The sequence below is a fragment of the Amylibacter sp. IMCC11727 genome (genome assembly GCF_029854195.1).
GTDB lineage: Bacteria > Pseudomonadota > Alphaproteobacteria > Rhodobacterales > Rhodobacteraceae > Amylibacter.
Genome location: NZ_CP122960.1, coordinates 904,778 through 926,429 on the forward strand (window position 1 = coordinate 904,778; position 21,652 = coordinate 926,429).

The window sequence follows — 21,652 nt, forward strand, 5'->3', positions numbered from 1 at the left end:
GCCTGAAGTTTGACTTCGGGCCCTTTTTTGTTTGTTTGGCTGTTTGGTTTAGGCGGCTTTTGCTTCGGCCCCGAAGCGGCCGTAGAAGCTTTCGCCTTTTTCGCCCATTTCGCGCAGCAGTGCGGGGGCGGCGAAACGATCACCGTGTTTGGCAGCCAGTGCGTCGCAGATTTCGACCGCTTTAGCGGAGCCAATGATGTCGAGCCATGCAAACGGGCCACCTGACCATGGCATGAAGCCCCAGCCGAGGATCGCGCCCACGTCGCCTTCGCGGATGTCTTCGAGAACGCCTTCCTCTAAGGAGCGAACCGCTTCCAAAACTTGGGCGAGGATCAGGCGGTGTTGCACCTCTTCCAGATCAGGCTGGTCTTCCATCACTTCGAAGTGGTCGCCGAGACCTTTCCACAGGCCTGTGCGTTTGCCTTTTTCGTCGTAGTCGTAAAAGCCCGCTTTGGTTTTGCGGCCCAGACGTTTCAGATCGAACAGCGTTTGCACCACATCGTCGCCGTTGGAGGCAGGGTATGCGTTGCCCATGGCGGCCTTGGTGGCGGTCATGATTTTTTCGGCCAAGTCGATGGATGTTTCATCGCCCAGCTGTAGTGGGCCGAGCGGGAAGCCGAGCTGTTTCGCGGCGTTTTCGATCAATGCTGGTTCGATACCTTCGGCCACCATGCGGTTGGCTTCGCCGCCGTATGGGATGATGCAGCGGTTGGCATAGAAGAAGCGCGCATCGTTGACCACGATTGGCGTTTTGCGAATTTGACGTACGAAATCGAGGGATTTTGCAACCGCGCGGTCGCCCGTTTCGGCCCCTTTGATGATTTCCACCAGCAGCATTTTGTCCACGGGAGAGAAGAAGTGGATACCGATGAACTGATCAGGACGCACGGAGGCTTTGGCCAATTCGCCAATTGGAAGCGTGGATGTGTTGGTGGCAAAAATGCAGTCTTCGCCAACGATGGCCTCAACTTTTTTGGTCATTTCGGCCTTCACGCCCACGTCTTCGAACACGGCTTCAACGATCAGGTCGCAGCCTTTGAGGGCGTTGAGGTCTGTTGTGGCGTTGATGAGGGAAAGAAGTTTCTCTTTCTTCTCGGGTGTGGATTTTTTGCGTGCGATGCCTTTGTCGGCGTGGGCTTCGGAATAGGCTTTGCCTTTGTCCGCAGCTTCTTGGTCGCGGTCGATCAGCACCACTTCGATGCCTGCCATGGCAGAGACAAGCGCGATGCCAGCGCCCATCATGCCTGCGCCAAGGACGCCGACTTTTTTGACGGATTGATCGTCGATGCCTTTTGGACGCACCGCGCCTTTTTCAAGGGCCCCTTTGTTGATGAACAAAGAGTTGATCATGGCAGAGGACGATGGGTTCATCAGGATGTTGGTGAACCAGCGGGCCTCGATCCGGATGGCGTCGTCGAAGGGCACGAGTGCGCCTTCGTAGACGGCTGCGAGCATGGCTTTGGCGGCAGGGAACGCGCCCTGTGTTTTGCCGTGCACCATCGCGGTTGCACCAACGTAGGTCATGAAGCCAGCAGGGTGGTACGGTGCGCCACCCGGCATTTTGTAGCCCTTGGCGTCCCATGGTTTCACGAGGTCCGCGTCCGTGGCGGATTCGATCCATGCTTTTGCAGAGGAGATCAGTTCATCGGCAGGGACCACTTCGTCGATCAGGCCAGCGGCTTTGGCTTTGGCTGGGGCCACTGTCTTGCCTTCCAAAAGGAAAGAAGAGGCGTTCATCACGCCGAGTTTGCGCACGAGGCGGGTTGTGCCGCCGCCCCCTGGGAAGATGCCAACCATGATTTCGGGCAAGCCGATTTTGGCCTTTGGGTTGTCGGCCACAAAAATGCGGTGACAGGCGAGCGGGATTTCCAGGCCGATGCCCAGACCCGTGCCTGTCATGGCGGCCACGATGGGTTTGCCGCCTTTGTTGGTTTTCGCATCCATGCCCGCGCGTTCGATTTTGCGCATGACCGTGTGGCCCTGCATGATGCCCGCCATCAGTTCGGGGGCTGGATTGTCGCCGCCTTTGGCTTTCCATTCGGCGAGGACTGTGAGGTCCATGCCAGCGGCAAAGCTGTCTTTGCCAGAAGTGATGATCGCGCCTTTGATAGCATCGTCACTGAGCACCGTATCAATGTGGGCGTCCAGTTCGGCAAAGCCTGTTTCGGACATCACGTTCATAGATTTATCAGGGCAATCCCATGTGATGATGGCGATGTCGCCGTCGAGTTTATAGTGAAAATCAGTCATTTTCCGTTCCTCTTGTGTCAGACGTTTGCACGCCGTGTTCATGTAAAGTCGCATCAGCGTGGCGCTGGTGCGTATGTTTGTGTCAGTCTATCGGCGTGCCGTCTTTGCGGGTGAATGTGCTTTCGCCGTCTTTGTCTGTGACCTTCATGTCGATGTCCGAATAGGTGCAAATCTCTTCGGGGTGGCTGGTGCCAACCACAAGGAATTTGGCCATTTGATCGGTTGTGTTGACCAGATGATGGCCGTTTTCCACGCCTGCTTTGAACGCCGCGCAATCGCCCGGGTGCAGCAGGGTTTCGCCATCGTCTTCGATTAACGTCGGTGTGCCCTCAGTGACGATCAAAAACTCGTCTTCCTTGGCGTGCCAATGGCGCAAAGATGACTTTGCACCGGGCACCAAGGAAACGAGGTTGGCCCCGAATTGTGTCAGCCCAGCATGTTCTGCCACGGGCAACCAAGTCCGTGTGGCCGTGTCTGCGCTGTATTGGTCTGGATACGAGGACCCAGACCTCTGTGGCACTTTATCGAGGTCGATCTTTGGCATTACACGCGCTCAAGAATTGTGGCCGCGCCCATGCCAGAGCCGATGCACAGTGTCGCAAGACCTGTTTCTTTGTCGGAGCGTTCCATTTCATCGAGCAGTGTGCCGAGGATCACTGCGCCTGTGGCACCGAGAGGGTGGCCCATGGCGATTGCGCCGCCGTTCACGTTCAGCTTGTCGTGGTCGACGTTGAAATAGTGTTGGAAGCGCAGAACCACGGAGGCGAAGGCTTCGTTGACTTCGAACAGATCAATGTCGCCAATGTTCATGCCTGTGCGTTCCAAGATGCGCTCGGTTACGGGCACGGGGCCTGTGAGCATGATGGTCGGGTCGGTGCCGATTTTCGCGGTTGCTTTGATGCGGGCACGTGGTTTCAGACCGTTCTTTTCGCCAAACTCTTTGTTGCCGATCAGAATGGCGGCAGCGCCGTCTGCGATACCTGAAGAGTTGCCCGCGTGGTGGACGTGGTTGATTTTTTCCAGCTCTGGGTATTTCAGCAATGCGATGGCGTCAAAGCCTGGCATGACTTCGCCTTGGGCTTTGAACGATGGGTTCAAGGAGCCAAGCGTTTGCATGTTGGTTTCGCCGCGCACCATTTCATCGTGGCCGAGGATTTCGATGCCATTTTGATCGGTCAAGCCAAAGACGGATTTGTCAAAGCGGCCTTCTTGTTGGCTGCGTGCCGCGCGTTTTTGCGATTCAACCGCGTATTCATCGCACATGTCACGGGTGAAGCCGTATTTGGTGGCGATGATGTCCGAAGAGATGCCTTGTGGGACGAAATAGGCTTTCATCGCGAGCGTTGGGTCCACAGCGATTGCGCCGCCGTCTGAACCCATTGGGACGCGGGACATGCTTTCCACACCGCCTGCGATATAGGCGTTGCCCATGCCGCCCATGACTTGGCCTGCCGCCATGTTCACGGCTTCTAGGCCAGAGGCGCAGAAGCGGTTGACGGAGACGCCAGCGACGGATTCATCAAGGTCGGAATAGAGCACGGCGGAGCGGGCCAAACAGCCGCCTTGTTCGCCCACTTGGGAGACGTTGCCCCAGATAAGATCGTCCACGTCTTTGGAATCGAACCCTGTGCGGGCTTGCAGTTGATTGAGGACTTCGGCGGAGAGGCGAACAGCGGACACCTCGTGCAAGGAACCGTCTTTTTTGCCTTTGCCGCGCGGGGAGCGCGTGGTGTCGTAGATATATGCGTCGTGGGTCATTTTGTGATCCTTTGGAGCGTGTGTTTTAGTGAAAGGCCCCCGATTTAATCGGGGGCGTTATGGGTGTGAATTAAGCGCGGTCGGCTGGGGAGCCGGGCATCAGGTCGTAGGGGGCTTTATAGCCGTCGAGGGCTTCGATGTTGGAGAGCCAGCGGTTGATGTTGGCGTGATCGCTGCGCACAAAGCCGAACGGTTCAGGGTAGTAGAGGTAGCCGCAGCAGGAGAAATCGGCATTGGTGACACCATCGCCCACCAGCCAATCGCGTCCTTCGAGTGCTGCGTCGAGTGTGGCATAGGCTGCGGCAAGGCGGCCTTTGTTAAAGGCGATGACTTCTTGCGGGCGTTTGTCTTCGGGCAGGAAGTTCATCAAGAATCGGGTGAGGCCCGCCATGGAGGAGAGTTTGTGGTTGTCCCACAGAACCCATGCCTGCACTTGGCGTTTTTCGGCGGCTGTGTTGCCGCCAAATTTGCCCGATTGTTCGGTGATGTAAGACTGGATCACGCCTGATTGGGCGATTTTTTCATCACCATGGATCAGAGCGGGAGCTTCGCCGAATGCGTTGACGTTGGCGCGGTATTCTGGGGATCGGCCTTCGCCGTTGAAGAAATCAACATAGACAGCTTCCCAATCGAGACCCGAGAGGGAGAGGGGCAGTGCGGCTTTGTAAGAGTTGCCGCTTTCGCCAAAGCAGTAGAGTTTGTAATCAGCCATCTGTTTGTTCCTTCTGTCGGTACTGTCCCTGATTTAATCAGGGACCTGAGCGATTGTTGCGCGAGGCCCCCGATCACGTCGGGGGCAGTGAGGTATTGTGTGCCTTAAAGCGCGCGGCCTGCGAGCTCTTTCATGATTTCGTTTGTGCCGCCGTAAATGCGTTGGACACGGGCGTCGGTCCACATTTCGCCAACGGCGTATTCCATCATGAAGCCGTAGCCCCCATGAAGTTGCAAGCATTCGTCGAGCACTTCTCCTTGAGTGTCCGTGAGCCAGTATTTCTGCATGGCTGCTTGTTCGACTGTCAACTCACCGCGCAGGTGCGCTGCGATACAGGTGTCGAGGTAAGCGCGGGCCACTTGGGTTTTTGTGGCGCATTCCACCAATTTGAATTTGGTGTTTTGGAATTCCATGATGGATTTCCCAAACGCTTTGCGCTCTTTGCAGTATTCGATTGTGGTGGCGACAGCGCCTTCCATCGCGCCAACAGCACCGCAGCCGATGATCAGGCGTTCTTGGGGCAGTTGTTGCATCATTTGGTAAAAGCCACGGCCTTCGTCGCCGCCCAGAACGTTTTCTGGTGGGATTTCCACATTGTCAAAGAACAGCTCTGACGTGTCGGCGGCTTTCATGCCGATTTTGTCGAGGTTGCGGCCACGGGTGAAACCCTCTGCGCCGTCTGTTTCAAGGATCATCAGGGACGTGCCTTTTGCGCCTTGGGAAGGGTCGGTTTTGGCGGCCACAAGGATCAGGTTGGCGTGTTGACCATTGGTGATAAAGGTCTTGGAGCCAGACATTTTGTAGTTGTTGCCTTCTTTGATGGCGCGGGTTTTGATGCCTTGCACATCGGAACCACCAGAAGGTTCGGTCATGGCGAGCGCGCCGACGAGTTCACCTGACACCATTTTTGGCAGCAGGCGTTTTTTCTGTTCTTCTGTACCGCAGTGCAGAATGTAGTGGGCCACGATTCCAGAGTGGATGCCGTGGCCCCATGAGGCGAGGTTGAGGCGGGAGCCTGCCATCAGGATCACGGCTTCGTGGCCGAAATCACCACCAGCGCCGCCGTATTCTTCTGGAATGGAGGGGCAAAGCAGGCCAAGTTCGCCAGCCTCTTGCCAGGTTTCGATGTCCATTTCCCCTTGCTTGCGCCACTTTTCAAATTTGGGAGCCCATTCGGTGGAGATGAAGTTTGTTGTCATCTCGTCGAGCATTTGATGCTCTTCGGTCATCCAAGCAGATTTAAGTGGTGCAATCGACATGTGTCTCTCCCTGACGTCGGTTTTGGGTGGCGCGAACGCCACCCGATTTTCGTGTAATTAAAACGCTTCTGCGCTTAGGCCCATAACGGTGTCCGCGCCAGATTGGATACGCGCGAGGTGCATCCCTGTGGCGGGCAATTGACGCGCCATGTAGTAGCGGCCAGTCACCAGTTTGTTTTGATAAAACTCTGGATCATCCGTGCCAGCGTCAAGCGCTGACGTTGCGGCCTTTGCCATGCGGGCCCACATCAGGCCGAGGCAGACGTGACCGAACATGTGCATGAAGTCGTTGGAACCAGACAGGGCGGCGTTCGGGTCTTTCATACCGTTCTGCATGAAGAACATGCCTGCGGCTTGCAAGTCTTTGGACGCGGCTTTCAGCGGTTCGATGAAATCAACGAGGGCTTCGTTGTCTTTGTTTTCAGAGATGAAGGACTTCACCATTTCAAAGAAGGCCATCACATGCTTGCCGCCGTCTTGCGCCAATTTACGCCCTACGAGGTCTAGCGCCTGAACGCCGTTTGCGCCCTCATAGATCATGGCGATACGGGCATCGCGGGTGAATTGGGACATGCCCCATTCTTCGATATAGCCGTGACCACCATAAAGCTGTTGAGCTTGCACGGTCATGTCGTAACCTTGATCGGTGAGGAAGCCTTTGATCACAGGTGTCAGCAAGGAAATCATGCCGTCTGCGTCTTTGTCCTCCAGCCCGTGGGCTTGGTCGATCATCATGGCACCCCAGTAAACGAATGCGCGTGCGCCTTCGATAAAGGACTTTTGATCCATAAGAGAGCGGCGCACATCTGGGTGTACGATGATCGGGTCGGCTGGGCCGTCTGGGTTTTCCGCCCCTGTGACTGCGCGGCCTTGCAGGCGGTCTTTGGCGTAGACAACAGCGTTTTGGTAGGCGGCTTCGGCTTGAGCCAGACCTTGCAGGCCAACACCGAGGCGGGCGTGGTTCATCATGGTGAACATGGCACGCATGCCTTTGTGCTCGTCGCCCAAGAGATAGCCTGTGGCTTCGTCGTAGTTCATCACGCAAGTGGAGTTGCCGTGGATGCCCATCTTTTCTTCGATTGCACCACAGGAGACACCGTTGCGCGCGCCTTCGGACCCGTCTTCGTTAACCATGAATTTTGGTACGATGAAGAGGGAGACGCCTTTGATGCCTTCAGGGCCGCCCACGATTTTCGCCAACACCAAGTGGATGATGTTGTCGGACATGTCGTGTTCGCCCGCAGAGATAAAGATTTTCTGACCAGAGATTTTGTAAGAACCGTCCGCTTGAGGTTCGGCTTTGGTGCGCATCATGCCCAGATCGGTGCCGCAATGCGGTTCGGTCAGGTTCATCGTGCCTGTCCATTTGCAGGACGCCATGTTGGGCAGATAGGTTTCTTTTTGCGCCTGAGAGCCGTGGGCAAGGATGGAGGCATATGCGCCGTTGGTCAGGCCGCCGTACATGGCGAAAGCCTGGTTTGCCGCAGATGTCATTTCGCCGATGGTTGTGCCCATCAAATATGGCAGGCCTTGGCCGCCGAATTCTTCTTCGCAGGCGATACCTGTCCAGCCGCCTTCGCGGAATTGGTCAAACGCGTCTTTAAACCCTGTTGGCGTGCGCACAACGCCGTTTTCCAGTTTACAGCCTTCTTTGTCGCCCACAACGTTCAAAGGTGCGATCACGTCTTGGTGGATTTTGGCGGCTTCTTCCAGAATGGCGGATGTGAAATCGGGTGTCAGATCGTCGTAGCCTGGCACATTTGATTTTTCGATGCCTAGCAGATCGTGCAGGACGAAGGCCATATCTTTGGTGGGGGCGGCGTATGTTGGCATGGTGTGGCTCCTTGGGGTCTTGGTTTGGGGCTTAGGGAGAGGCGGTTATTCTGCCGCCTCTTTGGCGGTGAGATCGGCGATAAAGTTGGCACCCCATTGCAGCTGTTTTTCAAATTCAGCGATGGTGGTGTCCAATTCTGCGCGTTGCTGTTTCATGGCCGCAAGCCGTTCCACAGCAAGATCATAGGTTTTGGTCATTTGGGTGCGTTGCTGATCGCCGATATAGTAAAGGTCGAGCAGTTGGCGGATTTCTTCGAGTGAAAAGCCAAAGCGTTTGCCTTGCAGGATCAGCTTGAGCCTTGCCTGAGAGCGTTTGCCGTAAAGGCGTTTCTGGCCTTCGCGCAGGGGCGAGATCAGTTCTTTGGCTTCGTAAAAACGAAGGGTGCGGGGTGTTACGTCAAATTCTTCGCACATTTGGCGAATGGTCTTGCGAACTTCGGTCATGGTGTACCTCGTGCATAGGGTGTCTGAACTGACGCTTACGTGAACGTCAACTTAGCAGTTTTCAAGGTGAAGACCATGACGTTAACGTAAAGAGACGTGACGTCACAGGGAAAAGCCCTGAAAAACAACGAAAAAAATTTCGAATTATTTTATGTTTTTGATGCGATCGAGGGTGCGGTTGCGCATTTCTTTTAGGTCAACGAGGGTTTCACCCAATTGTTCGTACTGCGATTCGAGCGCGACAAGCTGGCGTTCGGCCATTTCAAGAAGGGTTTCCAGCTGAGCGGAGTTATCTTCTTTGTCGTACATTTCGAGCCACTGGCGAATTTCTTCGAGTGAGAAACCCCAGCGTTTGCCCCGCAGGATCAATTCCATGCGAGCAAATTCAGTTGGTCCGTAAAATCGGGTGCGGCCCTCTTTTTCGGGGAACAGCAATTCGATGTATTCATAATAGCGCAGCGTTCGTGTGGTGACGTTGAACTTGGCGCACATTTCTTTGAGGGTAAGGCGGTCGACGGTCATTCCGTGCATTCCGTAACTAAGAGGATTTGGGCAGAGCCTAACAAACCTATCAGGCGTTGCAATATGAAACAGTGTTTCGCAGAGCAAAACAAGATGTGATTTCGCGCCTTAGGGTTTGGGTGTATTTTGGCCAAAGGTTTGGGCTTGTGCCTGTGCGCAGATGCCCCGTATTGATGGGGGACAGCAGAAAGACCGAGACCTATGGCAGAGATATCCCAAGACAGGCGCGAAAAGATTGCCGCGCAGTTTATCAATGCGTTGCCGTTTTGTGCGGCGCTGAATATTCGGCTGGAAAGCATGGGCGCGGCAGAGGCGTCGATGTCGATGCCTTATGACAAACGCATTGTGGGCGATCCTGAAACGGGCGTGGTGCATGGGGGGGCTGTGTCGGCGTTGATGGACACCTGTTGTGGGTTGGCCGTGTCGTTGCATCCAGAAAGCGGCAAACCCACGGCAACGATTGATTTGCGCATAGAATATATGCGGCCAGCGAAAGTGGGGGAACGGATTGTGACCCATGCCCATGTGTACCATGTGACGCGGACCGTGGCGTTTGTGCGGGCCTTTGCCCATGACGGGGACGCGGAAAAACCCGTGGCCAGCGCCACGGGGGCCTTTACCTTTGCTCGTTTGAAAAAGGACGCGTCATGAAACAGCCAGAACCATTGCAAATCGTCAAAGAACGCCGCGATGGGGCGTTAAAGGCGTTGGTGGACAGTGTTCCGTATATCGAATTTATGGGCGTCAGTTTTGATCGGCGCGGCGACGAGTTAACGGCGGTGATGGCGTTTGATCCCAAGATTATCGGTAATCCTGTGTTGCCCGCCATCCACGGCGGAGCAACGGCATCGTTTCTGGAAATGGCAGCGCTGATTGAACTGGCATGGCAGCGGGCCTGGGGCGCGCTGGAAGAAGAAAAGACGGATGTGGAAGCGGTTAAGGCGGCAGGGTATTTGCGCCTGCCCAAGACTATTGATTTCACGGTGGATTACCTGCGCAGTGGTTTGCCGCGGGATTGTTATGCGCGTGCGCGGGTGAACCGATCTGGACGGCGCTATGCGTCTGTGCATGTCGAAGCGTGGCAGGACAATCGCGAAAAGCTATACGCCCAAGCCACGGGGCATTTTTTGATGCCGCGATTGGACGTGGATGGATAAAGCGGCGATCCCACAGGGTGAACTGACCCATCGCCGCGTTTTAAACGTGGCCATTCCCATTGTGATTTCCAACGCCACCACGCCCATTTTAGGCGCGGTGGATACGGGCGTGGTGGGGCAAATGGGGCTGGCCGCGCCGATTGGGGCCGTTGGCATTGGGGCGGTGATCTTGACCTCTGTCTATTGGATTTTCGGCTTTTTGCGGATGGGTACGGCGGGATTGGCGGCGCAAGCGATTGGGGCCAATGATCGCGGCGAAGTGTGCGCGCTGTTGGTGCGCAGCCTGATGATCGGTTTTGCCGCAGGATTTCTGATGATTGTTCTGCAAGTACCGATTTTTTGGATGGCCTTTCAACTGGCCCCCGCAAGTGCGGAGGTGGAAAGCCTTGCCTATGGTTATTTGCAAATTCGGATTTGGAGCGCCCCTGCGGCGATTGCGGTTTATGGGCTGACGGGGTGGTTGGTGGCCCATGAGCGCACGCGCGCGGTGCTGGTGCTGCAAGTTTGGATGAACGGCGTGAACATTCTGCTGGATCTGTGGTTCGTGCTTGGCCTTGGCTGGGGTGTTGAAGGGGTGGCGGTGGCCACGATGATTGCTGAACTGTCGGGCCTGGTGCTGGGGGTTTGGTTGGTGCGTGATGGATTTCGCGGAGATTACTGGAAAAACTGGACGGTGGTGTTTGATCGAGTGATCCTGAAACGTATGGCGCTGGTGAACAGCGACATTATGATCCGATCCGTGTTGTTGTTGATCTGTTTTGCATCTTTCCTGTTTCTTGGGTCGGCGTTTGATGACACAACGCTGGCGGCCAATCAGGTTTTGATCCAGTTTTTGTTTATCACTGCAAATGCGATGGATGGCTTTGCCTTTGCTGCAGAGGCACTGATTGGACAGGCGCTGGGTGCGAAGGATCGCGGACGATTGCGCCGATCTGTGATGATCACCAGTTTTTGGGGGGCTGTGGTGATCGTGATCCTGTCCATATTCTTTTTCTTTGCGGGTGGGTGGCTGATTGATGTGATGACCACCGCGCCTGAAGTGCGGGCGTTGGCGCGGGTCTATCTGATATGGATGATCTTGGCGCCGTTTTTGGGTGGGCCGTCTTGGATGTTGGATGGAATATTCATCGGGGCAACGCGGACCACAGACATGCGCAACATGATGCTGATCAGCTTTGGCGTGTATTGGCTGGCAATTTGGCTGCTGTTGGAGCCTTTTGGCAATCACGGCCTGTGGGCGGCGTTGATCATTTTCTTTGTGGCACGAGGGGTGACGTTGGCGGTGCGGTATCCAGCGTTGGAACGTGCGGCGGAGGGGTGATTTGAGTATTTCAGGAACAAAGAAGCGTGGATTGGCGTTTGTGGAACTGATGGCGGATGAGCCTGAGGGGTTGGCGGCGTTCTACTGTGATGTGCTTGGCATGTCGGTGCGGGATCAGGGTGCGGGGTTCGTGCGTGTGGGATACGGTGGCGGCGATGCGGATGTGCTGCTGCGCCAAGGGATTGCGGGGGTGCAGAGCCGCGCGGATCGATATTGGAAAATTGGGATCACGCTGCCGAATGTGGATATGGCCGTAGCGCAATTGAAGCGGCGTGGGGTAGTGGTTTCTGTGCCGAAGCAGTTTCAAGATATCGGTTACATGGCGCATCTGGCTGATCCCGCGGGATATCAGATCGAGCTGTTACAGCATGATTTTGAGGCCAATCGGACGGCAGGTGCAGGGGATAGCGATGCGCCGCTCGGTGGGGGTGCGCGGATCGGGCAGATCACGTTGCGCACGAATGATGTGGAATCATCGCTTGGTGTCTGGCGCGATCAGTTGGGGATGAAGCTGTTGTCGGTGCAGCCTGTGGTGGGGTTTGGATTTACGTTGTATTTTCTGGGGTTCACAGAGGATGTGCCGCCCGGCCATGGGCTAGAGGATGTGGCCCATCGGGAGTGGTTGTGGAAACGCCCTTATACCACGTTGGAATTGCAACATGTGGCAGGGCCGCTGTCCGATTCCAGCGGCTATGTGGGTGTTGGGTTATCTGGTGTTGCGCCCGTTTTGGATGACTTTGGGCACCATACTTTAGAGGATATTTAGCACATCTTCTGGGGGGCGTCCGATGGCGGCGCGGTCGTTTTTAAACACGATGGGGCGCTCGATCAGGATGGGGTTTTCGGCCATGGCTGTGATGAGGGTTTCATCGGGGTCGATTTTCGACAGGCCCAGATTCTTGAAGGTTTTTTCACCCGTACGCATGATTTGGATCGCGGGGACGTTGAGCGCCGTTAGGGCCGCGCGGATTTCATCAATGCTAGGCGGGGTTTCGAGGTATTTTATCACGTTTGGGGTTTCGCCGTTTTCTTCGAGCAGAGCGAGGGTTTGGCGGGATTTTGTGCAGCGTGGGTTGTGCCAGATCGTTGTCATAACCAAGGGTCCTTATCTGTACCGACCGCATCGGCAACCGATGCAAAGCCATCGCGTTTCAAGAGTGCGTCGAGCCCGTTTGCAATGTCTGCAGCAAGTGACAGGCCGCTGTACACTAAGGCGGTATAGAGTTGCACGGCCGATGCGCCTGCGCGGATTTTCGCATAGGCCTGATCCGCAGAGCCGATGCCGCCGACGCCGATCAAAGGAATGTCACCGTCTGTCAGACTGTGCAATTGCGCAAGGATGCGGGTCGATTTTTCAAACAGAGGCTGGCCTGCGAGACCGCCCATTTCGTCGCGATCCGCGCTGATCAGACCATCACGTGACAGGGTTGTATTGGTGGCGATGATGGCATCGAGATGAGAGGTTTTTGCGACCTCGGCGATGTCGTTGAGTTCTTCGCTGTTCAGATCGGGGGCGATTTTCAGAAAAATCGGGATGCGGTTTGGCAGGGTTTCGCGCACCTCCATCACCCCAGCGAGGAGAGCGGAAAGCGCTGCTTTGCCTTGAAGATCACGCAGGCGTTCGGTGTTGGGGGAAGACACATTAACGGTGGCGAAATCCACATGTGCGCCGCAGGTTTTTAGGACAGAGGCGAAATCCGCAGCGCGGTCGGTGGCAGTTTTGTTGGCCCCGAGGTTGAGGCCAATGATGCCAGTGTTAGGGCGTACGGCGAGGCGGGCGGCGATGGCCTTCGCGCCTTCGTTGTTAAAGCCAAAGCGGTTGATCGAGGCCTGGTCTTCGCGCAGGCGGAACAGGCGGGGTTTGTCGTTGCCAGGCTGCGGCAGCGGCGTTGCTGCACCTGCTTCGATGAAACCAAACCCCGTTTGCAACAAGGGTTTAAGCGCGGTGGCGTTTTTATCAAATCCAGCGGCGAGGCCGACGGGATTGGGGAGGTCGAGCCCTGCAAGGGTGGTGCGCAGGCGGGGCGATGTGACGGGGCCAGGTTTGGGAGTGAGACCTGCCTGCAAGGCCTTGATCGCCAGTGTGTGACCGAGTTCGGGGTCGAGGCGATACATGGCGGCCAGTGCGAGTTTCTCTGTAAGCTTCATGACATTTCGGGGAATTGGTGAATGCCGTCGATTAGGGGCAGCTCCTCAGCCCAGACAACATGATCCATCTTGAACGTTTCATAGAGGTGCGGGAATTTTGCGCCCCCGCGAGAGATTTCCCATTTCAGGGTATTCATTCGATCCGTTTCGGCAGCGATCAGCCAAAGCCCGTCTGCGCCCGCGAAGTGTTTGGCGGCGGTTTCAACGGCCTGTTCAGCGGTGGAAAAATGCACATAGCCATCGGCAAGGTCGATGGGTGCGCCTGTGGTTTCGCCTTTGGCCTGCATGTCAGTCCATTCGTCGGATCGGAAGATTTTGTATATCAGCATAGGCGGGTGATGCCTGTCTGCGCGACGTGCGTCAAGTCGCTTTCAGGCGTGACAGTTGGGATGGGACGTGCCACGGATGGGTTAAAGGAGAACACAATGTCAAAAGGCCAAGACCTTACGGTTGGACCCATTGCGGGGCATTTTCGCACTTTGGCCATTCCCATGGCCATCGGAATGGTGTTCACCACCCTTTATAATGTGGTGGACACATTTTACGCGGGGATGATTTCGACCGAGGCACAGGCGGGTCTGGCGGTGTCGTTTCAAGTATTCTTCGTCATGGTGGCTTTTGGCTTTGGCCTGAATTCGGCGCTGAGTGCGTTGGTGGGCAAGGCGCTGGGTGAAAAGCGGGGCGGGCAGGCGAAACGCATTGCATGTCAGGGCATTAGCTATGCGGTGATTGCATCGGTGGTGTTGGCGATAGTGGGTTATGTGGTGGGGCCAGCGTTGTTGGCGATTATTTCTGCGCCTGGGGCGTACCGTGACGCGGGTGAGGCGTATTTCAATGTGCTGTTGTTTGCTGTTCCAGGGTTTTTGGTCGCCTTTGGGGCAAATGGGATTTTAGGCGCAGAAGGGGACATGAAATCCATGCAGCGGGCGCAGATTGTAGCGTTCTTTGTGAACCTTGTGCTGAACCCATTGCTGATTTTCGGAATCCCGAACGTTTGGGGGGGTATGGGGTTTAACGGCATCGCCGCAAGTACGGTGATCAGCCAAACAGGGGTTATGGTTTACATCCTGATGCAGGTGATGAAATCGGATATTATGGCCGATGCGCAAGAGATGGTATTTCGGCCCCGCGCCAAGTGGATTTGGGAGATTACCCAGCAGGCCATTCCAACCGCGTTTACCATGATGGTGATGATGGTTGCGGGCTTTGTGGTGCAGTATTTCCTGAAAGGGTTCGGGGGGTCTGCCGTGGCGGCCTACGGTATTGGATTGCGGGTGGAGCAGCTGATCTTGTTGCCTGGATTTGGGCTAACTGGGGCATTGTTGCCGATTGTGGCTCAGAACTATGGTGCGCAGAATTTTGATCGGGTGCGCGAGGCCGTGGCGTTTTGCTGCAAAGCTGGCGTGGCGCTGATGTTTGTGGGGTCACTGGTGTTGTGGGTGGCCGCGCCGTATCTGATGGCGATCTTTTCGTCTGACCCAGAGGTTATTCGCATCGGCGCGCAATACCTGCGGGTGGATGGGTTTATCCTGCCCGTTTACATCGTGTTGTTCGCGATGAATTCGTTTTTACAGGCATTGCAAAAACCGATCTGGACTTTGTGGATTGGGATTTTCCGCCAAGGTATCGGGGTGTTGGTGTTTATCTGGTTGTTTGTGCGTGTGTTTGACATGGGCACGTTGGGGGTTTGGCTCGGCATTGCGCTGGCGGTGACATTGGGGTTGGTGATGTCGGTGATCGTGAGCGCGTGGGTGGCGCGGGACAAGATCGGTGGGATACGCAGCTAAGCGGGTTTTGGTTCAAGACCACGAGAAAAGATCAATTTACCTGATGCGGTGTTGCCATCAAAACCGAGCCATTGAACGTATTTTGTGGGCAGGTCGTGATAGGTTAGGTCGCCATTGCTGACAAAACCAAAACGGGCGTAATAGTTTGGATCACCGATTAGAACGCAACCTTTGGCGTTTTGGGATTTCAACCAATCGAGTCCTTGGTTGATAAGGGCGCTGCCAATGCCGCTTTTCTGGTGGGTTGTTGCAACAGAAATCGGGCCGAGGCCAAACCAACCATCCGATATGCCGTTTAACGTAACGGGAGAGAACGCCACATGGCCGACGATTTCATCGTCAATTTCAGCCACCAAGGAGAGTGTTAGATCCCCGTCATCACGCAGGGCATTGATGCAATCCTGTTCGGTTCCATCGCTGTAGGCCATAGGTGCAAAGGCCGCTTTGGTCAGTTGATAGATTGCTTCAATGTCGCTGGGACGTTCTGTGCGTAGGATCATCAGCCGTAGCGGGCTTGGAGCCCAGAAATCAGAAACTGCATTCGAGGTGCAGGTTCAGTCGATTTCGCCACATATTGTGGGATTTCAGCCTTTGATTGGAGTGTTTGTGAGGTGCGCAATGTCTGTGCGTCGGGTGCATTCGGACATTCGCGCTGCTCGCGTGGGTCGTATTGAGATGCCATTGTGTTGCCTCGTGACTGCTGCGCCTATTTTGACGCTTGATCAGATCAGGCTGGACCCTGATTCGGGCAGAATTTGGGCACTACTGTGGGAATCAAGCCACGTGTGTGTTGTATTTTAGTCGATTGCTGAGAGCCCAATCAGAGTTGATCGGCAACGCGCTGGATCGCAGCGGCAACGTCTTTTGGTGCTTCTTCTTGCAGGAAATGACCTTGGTCGAGTTTGGTTACTTCCGCATTCGGGAAGAGGGGGGTCATATCTGAAAGGCGTTTGCCCAAAATCGGATCGGCCAATCCCCAAACGATTTCGGTCGGGTGGTTCCAATCTGCGAGATAAGCCTCGATTGCAACGAAATGGTGGGCATTTGGGTGGTCTGGTCCTGTCACTGCCATGCGTGTCAGTGCCAGTGGGCCCTTGGCATTGCCACTATCCTGCACAGGTTTTGCATAAAGCGCGATCACATCAGCGGGCATGGAGGCAGGGTCTTTTTGCAGGCCAGCCAATTGGTTGAAGATAGACACGACGCCTTCGAGGAAAAGCTCGCCCACGATGGGAGTGTTGACGATTTTGAGCGGCAAAGCAATTTCGCGGTCTACCTTTGGGGCATCAAGCACAGTATTTAGAATAACCGCGCCGCTTGCCATTTCAGGGGAACGAGCGAGAGCGCCCATGCCAATGGGGCCGCCCCAATCTTGGCCTACGAAGATCACGTCTTTTAGGGCAAGTTTCGTAAGCGCAGTATTCGTCCAAGCGATTTGATTTTCGAGGGTGATCTGACTGGCGGGGACTTTGGACGAAAATCCAAGACCAATGAGCGTGGGCATGATCACGCGAAATTGGTCGCGGGGCAGTGCGTCGGCGACTTTGCGGTTCAAGAAGCCAGAGGTGGGAACACCGTGCTGCATGTAAACGGGCTGACCGGTGCCGACCTCGAGGATGTGCATTTTGATGCCTGGGGCGACCTCGATGAAATAGCTTTTGTAATCGTCGTCCACAAACGCAGCAGCGTAGTCGGGCAGGGGGAAGGCCTCGAATGTGCTTGCATCAATGGTGACAGTTCCCGTGCCCACAGGTGTTTTAAGCGATCCGTCACGGGTTAAGACAAAACTGGATATGACACCTACGACGAGGATAACGGCGAGAGTGCTGAGTAAGATCATTTTCATAAGGTCTGTTCCAAAATTGAGGGCGCGGTTGGGCCATGATTTGCACGTAGGGTAAGATGTTCAAAAAATGTTGTGTAGATGAGAATTTTTGAACATAGTGGTTCAAATATGAACCAACTATGACTGCGAACAATGCCAACTGAAGCGCATACATTTAACTGGGATGACCTGAAGTATTTTTTGGCAGTGGCGCGTGCTGGTACATTGCGCGGCGGGTCCGAGGCGTTGGGGATCAATCACACGACTGTCACGCGGCGTTTGTCGATGATGGAGGATCGTGCGGGTGCGAGGCTGTTCGACCGATCAAAACGCGGGCTGGTGCTGACGCAGTTGGGGGATGATTTTATGCCCTATGCAGAACGGGTTGAGGAAGAAATGAACGCAGCGGCCCGCGTGATTGCGGGGAGCGATACGGAACCCAAAGGTACGGTGCATGTGACGGTGCCCCATGCGTTGTCCATGACGTCTATCGTGGATGATTTCAGCAAGTTTTCAGACCTTTATCCCGCAATCGAATTGAACGTACGTTTTACCAATGACATTGCAGATTTGGCGAAGCGGGAAGCTGATGTCAGTTTCCGCGCGGCGTTTCATGTGGACGATGATGTTGTTGGGCGCAAGTTGGTGGCCTGTTCGCAAGCGGCCTATTGCACGCCTGAATACGCAAAGCGGGTTAAGGACAATGGCGGTGAGGGGCTGCATTTTATTGGCTGGTTTGAGCCAGAAGGGGATATCACCGCGCCATGGGTGAAGGCGACCCATTATCCAAAGGCACAGTTGCGGCATCGCATTTCAGAGGCGGTTCCACATGTAACCTTGGCCGCGGCGGGGATGGGTATGGCGTATTTGGTTTGCGCCATGGGGGATCGACACCCCGGTCTGGTGCGTGCCCCGTTTCAAACGCCAGTGCCAACGCGCAGCCTGTGGTTGTTGCTTCATCGGGATTTACGCAAAAACGCGCGGGTGCGGGTGTTTGTGGATTTCATCGCGGCGGAAATTCAATCCCGCCGTGATGAGTTTTGGGTTGAAGGCACGGCCCCGTTGTAGGCGCTAAAGCAGATCGGGTGGTGTTGCTTCTGCTGAAAGTTCCGCAATCACAGCGTCGAGCGCTTGAACGCTGGTTTGTTTCTGGCCCAAGCGGCGCACGGAAACGGTGCGTTCTTCCACCTCTTTCATACCAATGGCGAGGATGGCTGGCACTTTGGACAGGGAGTGTTCGCGGACCTTATAGTTGATCTTTTCATTGCGAATGTCCGCCTCGGCGCGCACGCCTGCGGCATTGAGCGCTTCGACCACTTCAAACACGTAGTCGTTTGCGTCTGACACAATGGAGGCGACGACAACTTGGCGTGGAGCGAGCCAGAAGGGCAGTTTGCCTGCGTGGGATTCGATCAGGATCCCGATGAACCGTTCAAAAGAGCCGAGTGTGGCGCGGTGCAACATGACGGGGCGGTGTTTGTTGCCGTCTTCGCCGATGTAATTCGCGTCGAGCCGTTCAGGCAGGACGAAATCCACTTGGTGGGTGCCACACTGCCATTTGCGGCCGATGGCGTCTGTCAGGGTGAATTCCAGTTTCGGGCCGTAAAACGCGCCTTCGCCGGGGTTAATGCCCGGTTCAATGCCAGCGGCGCGGGTGGCCGACAAAAGCGCTTCTTCGGCTTTGTCCCAGACCTCGTCTGACCCTGCGCGGACTTCGGGGCGGGTGGAGAAGAGCACTTCGAATTCTTCAAAGCCCAGATCGCGGTACACGTTTGACAAGAAGTCGATGTAGATTTTGGTTTCTTCTTCGATCTGGTCTTCGCGACAGAAGATGTGGCCGTCATCTTGGGTAAAGCCGCGCACGCGCATGATGCCGTGCAATGCGCCTGAGGGTTCATAACGGTTACAAGAGCCGAATTCGGCCATGCGCAAAGGCAGGTCGCGGTAGGATTTCAGGCCTTGGTTGAAGATTTGCACGTGGCAGGGGCAGTTCATGGGTTTGAGAGCGTTCACTGCCTTTTCGCGGGCGTGCTCCTCGTCCACTTCAACGATGAACATATTCTCTTGGTATTTTTCCCAGTGGCCTGAGGCTTCCCAGAGTTTGCGGTCCACCACTTGCGGGGTGTTCACCTCGACATAGCCGTTTTTGTCCTGCATGCGGCGCATGTAGTCTTGAAGGCCTGTGTAGATGCGCCAGCCGTTGGGGTGCCAGAAGATTTGGCCGGGGGCCTCTTCTTGCATGTGGAACAGGTCCATTTCGCGGCCCAATTTTCGGTGGTCGCGTTTGGCGGCCTCTTCCAGCATCAGAAGGTGAGCTTTGAGGTCGTTTTTGTTTTTGAACGCCACGCCGTAGATGCGTTGCAGCATGGCGTTGTTGCTGTCCCCACGCCAATAGGCGCCTGCGACGGACATGAGTTTGAAGCTGTCACCTGGCACTTGACCTGTGTGTTGCAAGTGCGGGCCGCGGCACAGATCCTGCCAATCGCCGTGCCAATACATGCGCAGAGGTTCGTCGCCGGGGATGGCTTCGATCAGTTCGACTTTGTAGGGTTCGTTGTTGTCTTGGTAGAACTTGATGGCGCGGTCGCGGTCCCAAACCTCTGTCGTCACAGGTTCGCGTTTGTTGATGATCTCGCGCATCTTTTTCTCGATTGCGCCGAGGTCTTCTGGGGTGAAGGGTTCAGCGCGGTCAAAGTCATAATACCAGCCGTCTTTGATCACAGGGCCGATAGTGACTTTGACGTCTGGCCAGATTTCCTGCACCGCACGGGCCATGATATGGGCGCAGTCGTGGCGGATCAGCTCCAACGCTTGGGCGTCGTCTTTGATGGTGTGGATGGCGAAGTCGGCATCGGTGTCGATAGCGCGGGACAGATCGCGGTGTTCGCCGTTTACAGAGCAAGAAAACGCGGCCTTGGACAAGGATTTTGAGATGTCAGCGGCCACTTCGGCACCTGTGATGCCTGCTGCATATTCGCGCTGTGCGCCATCGGGAAGGGTAAGGGTAATGTTGGCCATTGTGCTGGCTCCTCCATCGTTTTGACGCCTACGAAGCGCCCGGTTGCGGGTTATGTTGGAGGCGTTTTGGCGGGGATGGGGGGGGAAGTCAAGCGGGGGTGTGTTGGTTGAACTGTACTCAGCTGTGGAGATGTCAGGTGCGGCCTGAAACTCATGCACACCAGTTGGTGGTTGTGTCTGGTGGCAATCCTCCTAAGAGTGCGGGTATGCCTGATAACAAACCCCTTTGGCTGATCCTTGCCCCTGTGATTTTTCTGCTGCTTTGGGCGGGGGGCTATACTGTGGCGAAGATCGGGTTGCAGTATGCGCCGCCGATGACTTTGTTGGGGTTGCGGTTTGGGTTTGTGGTGCTGATCATGGGGGTGCTATTTCTGATTTTGCGCCCGCCATTGCCGAAAACGTGGGCCGACTGGGGGCATTTGGCCTTTGTTGGGGTGATGATCCAGACGGTGTATTTCGGGCTGAATTATCTGGGGTTTGTGAACGGGATTCCTGCGGGGACGTCGGCATTGATTATGTCGATGCAGCCGATTGCGGTGGCGTTGATTGCGCCGCGTTGGGCGGGGGAGCATGTGGGGCTGGCGCAGTGGGGTGGGCTGATCCTTGCGCTGATTGGGGCCGCTGTCGTGATTTTGGCGCGAATGAACGTGGGGCCGACACCTGTGGTTGGCTATGTGTTCACCACGCTGGGGATGTTCGGGATGGTGGCAGGCACGCTGTGGGAGAAGCGGTTTGGTTTGTCGCATCATCCTGTGACCGCGAACCTGATTGGCTATGCGGCTGGACTGATCTGTTTGCTGCCGTTTTTGCTGATGGAGGACGTGACAAACGTGCAGTGGACGTGGGAGTTTATTGGGGCGCTGGCGTATCTGGTGATCGGGAATTCGGTTATTGCGATCGGGCTGCTGCTGGCGATGATCCGTGCGGGTGAGGTTTCAAAAGTGTCTGCGCAATTGTTTATGGTTCCCCCTGTAGCCGCCGTGATGGCATGGTTTGCGCTGGGCGAGGCGATGCCGTTTTGGGCGTGGATCGGGTTTGTGTTTGCGGGGGCGGGCGTGTATTTGGCGACGCGGAAGAGGAAGATATGACGACAATACTTCTGAACAAACCGATGAACGTTTTGTCCCAATTCACATCTGAAGGGGGGCACCAATCGCTGCGGGATTTTGTGCCTGTGAAGGATGTGTATGCGGCGGGGCGGCTCGATCGGGACAGTGAGGGGTTGCTGGTTTTGACGGATGATGGCGCATTGCAGAACCGCATTGCGTCACCGAAATTCAAATCACCCAAGACCTATTGGGTGTTGGTGGAACGCTTGCCAGATGCGGAGGCTATGGAGGCTTTGCGTACGGGCGTGGATTTGAAGGACGGACGTACAAAGCCCGCGGAGGTGGAATATATGGACGAACCAAAGGGGCTGTGGGAACGGGTTCCGCCTGTGCGGTCGCGTAAGACGGTGGATGATTATTGGTTAAAGATCACCATTCGTGAGGGGCGCAATCGGCAGGTGCGGCGCATGGTGGCGGCGGTGGGGCATCCGTGTTTGCGGCTTATTCGGTATTCGGTTGGTGATTGGACGTTAGAAGGGCTCGACCCTGGTGAATGGATAGAGGTGTAG

Annotated in this window: 22 protein-coding genes; 8 read left to right on the forward strand and 14 right to left on the reverse strand. The window is 55.6% G+C overall.

What is annotated here, in order from left to right:
- Positions 1–48: 48 nt before the first annotated feature.
- The 8 genes from QBD29_RS04635 to QBD29_RS04670 form a co-directional block, all read right to left on the reverse strand.
- Positions 49–2,250 (reverse strand): 3-hydroxyacyl-CoA dehydrogenase NAD-binding domain-containing protein, encoded by a 2,202-nt coding sequence (locus QBD29_RS04635; protein WP_280100147.1) that lies wholly within the window; start codon positions 2,248–2,250, stop codon positions 49–51.
- 82 nt (positions 2,251–2,332) lie between these two features.
- Positions 2,333–2,794, reverse strand: a complete 462-nt coding sequence (locus QBD29_RS04640) for a cupin domain-containing protein (protein ID WP_280100148.1) — start codon at positions 2,792–2,794, stop codon at positions 2,333–2,335.
- Positions 2,794–4,008, reverse strand: coding sequence for an acetyl-CoA C-acetyltransferase (locus tag QBD29_RS04645; protein ID WP_280100149.1), 1,215 nt, complete (start codon positions 4,006–4,008; stop codon positions 2,794–2,796). Before QBD29_RS04645 ends, QBD29_RS04640 begins: the two co-directional genes overlap by 1 nt.
- Positions 4,009–4,078: 70 nt before the next feature.
- Positions 4,079–4,720: a glutathione S-transferase family protein gene (locus QBD29_RS04650; RefSeq protein WP_280100150.1), complete on the reverse strand. Its 642-nt coding sequence runs from the start codon at positions 4,718–4,720 to the stop codon at positions 4,079–4,081.
- A 104-nt stretch (positions 4,721–4,824) separates the two neighbouring features.
- The gene (locus QBD29_RS04655; protein ID WP_280100151.1) at positions 4,825–5,979 is read right to left on the reverse strand and encodes an acyl-CoA dehydrogenase family protein; all 1,155 of its coding nucleotides are present in this window, start codon (positions 5,977–5,979) and stop codon (positions 4,825–4,827) included.
- Positions 5,980–6,036: 57 nt separating this feature from the next.
- Positions 6,037–7,812, reverse strand: coding sequence for an acyl-CoA dehydrogenase C-terminal domain-containing protein (locus QBD29_RS04660; protein ID WP_280100152.1), 1,776 nt, complete (start codon positions 7,810–7,812; stop codon positions 6,037–6,039).
- 45 nt (positions 7,813–7,857) lie between these two features.
- The gene (locus QBD29_RS04665; protein ID WP_280100153.1) at positions 7,858–8,256 is read right to left on the reverse strand and encodes a MerR family DNA-binding transcriptional regulator; all 399 of its coding nucleotides are present in this window, start codon (positions 8,254–8,256) and stop codon (positions 7,858–7,860) included.
- A 144-nt stretch (positions 8,257–8,400) separates the two neighbouring features.
- Positions 8,401–8,778 carry a MerR family DNA-binding transcriptional regulator gene (locus tag QBD29_RS04670; RefSeq protein WP_280100154.1) on the reverse strand — a complete coding sequence of 126 codons (378 nt, stop codon included), beginning with the start codon at positions 8,776–8,778 and terminating at the stop codon, positions 8,401–8,403.
- A gap of 201 nt (positions 8,779–8,979) precedes the next feature.
- On the opposite strand from QBD29_RS04670, the gene QBD29_RS04675 reads away from it, so the two are divergent.
- The 4 genes from QBD29_RS04675 to QBD29_RS04690 are packed head-to-tail and all read left to right on the forward strand — an operon-like array spanning position 8,980 to position 12,022.
- Positions 8,980–9,429: a PaaI family thioesterase gene (locus QBD29_RS04675; protein WP_280100155.1), complete on the forward strand. Its 450-nt coding sequence runs from the start codon at positions 8,980–8,982 to the stop codon at positions 9,427–9,429.
- Positions 9,426–9,935: a PaaI family thioesterase gene (locus tag QBD29_RS04680; protein ID WP_280100156.1), complete on the forward strand. Its 510-nt coding sequence runs from the start codon at positions 9,426–9,428 to the stop codon at positions 9,933–9,935. Before QBD29_RS04675 ends, QBD29_RS04680 begins: the two co-directional genes overlap by 4 nt.
- Positions 9,928–11,256, forward strand: coding sequence for an MATE family efflux transporter (locus QBD29_RS04685; RefSeq protein ID WP_280100157.1), 1,329 nt, complete (start codon positions 9,928–9,930; stop codon positions 11,254–11,256). Before QBD29_RS04680 ends, QBD29_RS04685 begins: the two co-directional genes overlap by 8 nt.
- Before the next feature lies 1 nt (position 11,257).
- Entirely contained in the window at positions 11,258–12,022 is a 765-nt protein-coding gene (locus QBD29_RS04690; protein ID WP_280100158.1) for a VOC family protein, read from the forward strand.
- Here QBD29_RS04690 and arsC read toward each other — a convergent pair.
- The 3 genes from arsC to QBD29_RS04705 are packed head-to-tail and all read right to left on the reverse strand — an operon-like array spanning position 12,008 to position 13,733.
- Positions 12,008–12,349 carry an arsenate reductase (glutaredoxin) gene (gene arsC, locus QBD29_RS04695; protein ID WP_280100159.1) on the reverse strand — a complete coding sequence of 114 codons (342 nt, stop codon included), beginning with the start codon at positions 12,347–12,349 and terminating at the stop codon, positions 12,008–12,010. The genes QBD29_RS04690 and arsC overlap by 15 nt on opposite strands.
- Positions 12,346–13,404, reverse strand: coding sequence for a quinone-dependent dihydroorotate dehydrogenase (locus QBD29_RS04700; protein WP_280100160.1), 1,059 nt, complete (start codon positions 13,402–13,404; stop codon positions 12,346–12,348). The genes arsC and QBD29_RS04700 overlap by 4 nt, the downstream gene beginning before the upstream one ends.
- On the reverse strand, positions 13,401–13,733 hold the full coding sequence (locus tag QBD29_RS04705; protein ID WP_280100161.1) for a DUF952 domain-containing protein: 333 nt from the start codon (positions 13,731–13,733) through the stop codon (positions 13,401–13,403). The genes QBD29_RS04700 and QBD29_RS04705 overlap by 4 nt, the downstream gene beginning before the upstream one ends.
- A gap of 96 nt (positions 13,734–13,829) precedes the next feature.
- Here QBD29_RS04705 and QBD29_RS04710 point away from each other — a divergent pair, with 96 nt between their 5' ends.
- On the forward strand, positions 13,830–15,191 hold the full coding sequence (locus tag QBD29_RS04710; RefSeq protein ID WP_280100162.1) for an MATE family efflux transporter: 1,362 nt from the start codon (positions 13,830–13,832) through the stop codon (positions 15,189–15,191).
- On the opposite strand, the gene QBD29_RS04715 is transcribed toward QBD29_RS04710, so the two are convergent.
- Together QBD29_RS04715 and QBD29_RS04720 are read right to left on the reverse strand one after the other, a co-directional pair.
- A complete protein-coding gene (locus QBD29_RS04715) occupies positions 15,188–15,691 on the reverse strand; it encodes an N-acetyltransferase (protein ID WP_280100163.1) in 504 nt (167 codons plus the stop codon). The genes QBD29_RS04710 and QBD29_RS04715 overlap by 4 nt on opposite strands.
- Positions 15,692–16,011: 320 nt before the next feature.
- Positions 16,012–17,037 carry an alpha/beta fold hydrolase gene (locus tag QBD29_RS04720; RefSeq protein WP_280100164.1) on the reverse strand — a complete coding sequence of 342 codons (1,026 nt, stop codon included), beginning with the start codon at positions 17,035–17,037 and terminating at the stop codon, positions 16,012–16,014.
- Between the two features lie 132 nt (positions 17,038–17,169).
- Here QBD29_RS04720 and QBD29_RS04725 point away from each other — a divergent pair, with 132 nt between their 5' ends.
- Positions 17,170–18,084 carry a LysR family transcriptional regulator gene (locus tag QBD29_RS04725; protein ID WP_280100165.1) on the forward strand — a complete coding sequence of 305 codons (915 nt, stop codon included), beginning with the start codon at positions 17,170–17,172 and terminating at the stop codon, positions 18,082–18,084.
- A 3-nt stretch (positions 18,085–18,087) separates the two neighbouring features.
- On the opposite strand, the gene thrS is transcribed toward QBD29_RS04725, so the two are convergent.
- On the reverse strand, positions 18,088–20,034 hold the full coding sequence (gene thrS / locus QBD29_RS04730; RefSeq protein WP_280100166.1) for a threonine--tRNA ligase: 1,947 nt from the start codon (positions 20,032–20,034) through the stop codon (positions 18,088–18,090).
- Positions 20,035–20,240: 206 nt separating this feature from the next.
- On the opposite strand from thrS, the gene QBD29_RS04735 reads away from it, so the two are divergent.
- Positions 20,241–21,122: a DMT family transporter gene (locus tag QBD29_RS04735; protein ID WP_280100167.1), complete on the forward strand. Its 882-nt coding sequence runs from the start codon at positions 20,241–20,243 to the stop codon at positions 21,120–21,122.
- Positions 21,119–21,652 carry a pseudouridine synthase gene (locus QBD29_RS04740; RefSeq protein WP_280100168.1) on the forward strand — a complete coding sequence of 178 codons (534 nt, stop codon included), beginning with the start codon at positions 21,119–21,121 and terminating at the stop codon, positions 21,650–21,652. Before QBD29_RS04735 ends, QBD29_RS04740 begins: the two co-directional genes overlap by 4 nt.

Coding starts and splice junctions, on each gene's coding strand:
- QBD29_RS04635 (WP_280100147.1), bottom strand. CDS start 2,250: ATGACTGATTTTCACTATAAACTCGACGGCGACATCGCCATCATCACA.
- QBD29_RS04640 (WP_280100148.1), bottom strand. CDS start 2,794: ATGCCAAAGATCGACCTCGATAAAGTGCCACAGAGGTCTGGGTCCTCG.
- QBD29_RS04645 (WP_280100149.1), bottom strand. CDS start 4,008: ATGACCCACGACGCATATATCTACGACACCACGCGCTCCCCGCGCGGC.
- QBD29_RS04650 (WP_280100150.1), bottom strand. CDS start 4,720: ATGGCTGATTACAAACTCTACTGCTTTGGCGAAAGCGGCAACTCTTAC.
- QBD29_RS04655 (WP_280100151.1), bottom strand. CDS start 5,979: ATGTCGATTGCACCACTTAAATCTGCTTGGATGACCGAAGAGCATCAA.
- QBD29_RS04660 (WP_280100152.1), bottom strand. CDS start 7,812: ATGCCAACATACGCCGCCCCCACCAAAGATATGGCCTTCGTCCTGCAC.
- QBD29_RS04665 (WP_280100153.1), bottom strand. CDS start 8,256: ATGACCGAAGTTCGCAAGACCATTCGCCAAATGTGCGAAGAATTTGAC.
- QBD29_RS04670 (WP_280100154.1), bottom strand. CDS start 8,778: ATGACCGTCGACCGCCTTACCCTCAAAGAAATGTGCGCCAAGTTCAAC.
- QBD29_RS04675 (WP_280100155.1), top strand. CDS start 8,980: ATGGCAGAGATATCCCAAGACAGGCGCGAAAAGATTGCCGCGCAGTTT.
- QBD29_RS04680 (WP_280100156.1), top strand. CDS start 9,426: ATGAAACAGCCAGAACCATTGCAAATCGTCAAAGAACGCCGCGATGGG.
- QBD29_RS04685 (WP_280100157.1), top strand. CDS start 9,928: ATGGATAAAGCGGCGATCCCACAGGGTGAACTGACCCATCGCCGCGTT.
- arsC (WP_280100159.1), bottom strand. CDS start 12,349: ATGACAACGATCTGGCACAACCCACGCTGCACAAAATCCCGCCAAACC.
- QBD29_RS04700 (WP_280100160.1), bottom strand. CDS start 13,404: ATGAAGCTTACAGAGAAACTCGCACTGGCCGCCATGTATCGCCTCGAC.
- QBD29_RS04705 (WP_280100161.1), bottom strand. CDS start 13,733: ATGCTGATATACAAAATCTTCCGATCCGACGAATGGACTGACATGCAG.
- QBD29_RS04710 (WP_280100162.1), top strand. CDS start 13,830: ATGTCAAAAGGCCAAGACCTTACGGTTGGACCCATTGCGGGGCATTTT.
- QBD29_RS04715 (WP_280100163.1), bottom strand. CDS start 15,691: ATGATCCTACGCACAGAACGTCCCAGCGACATTGAAGCAATCTATCAA.
- QBD29_RS04720 (WP_280100164.1), bottom strand. CDS start 17,037: ATGAAAATGATCTTACTCAGCACTCTCGCCGTTATCCTCGTCGTAGGT.
- QBD29_RS04725 (WP_280100165.1), top strand. CDS start 17,170: ATGCCAACTGAAGCGCATACATTTAACTGGGATGACCTGAAGTATTTT.
- thrS (WP_280100166.1), bottom strand. CDS start 20,034: ATGGCCAACATTACCCTTACCCTTCCCGATGGCGCACAGCGCGAATAT.
- QBD29_RS04735 (WP_280100167.1), top strand. CDS start 20,241: ATGCCTGATAACAAACCCCTTTGGCTGATCCTTGCCCCTGTGATTTTT.
- QBD29_RS04740 (WP_280100168.1), top strand. CDS start 21,119: ATGACGACAATACTTCTGAACAAACCGATGAACGTTTTGTCCCAATTC.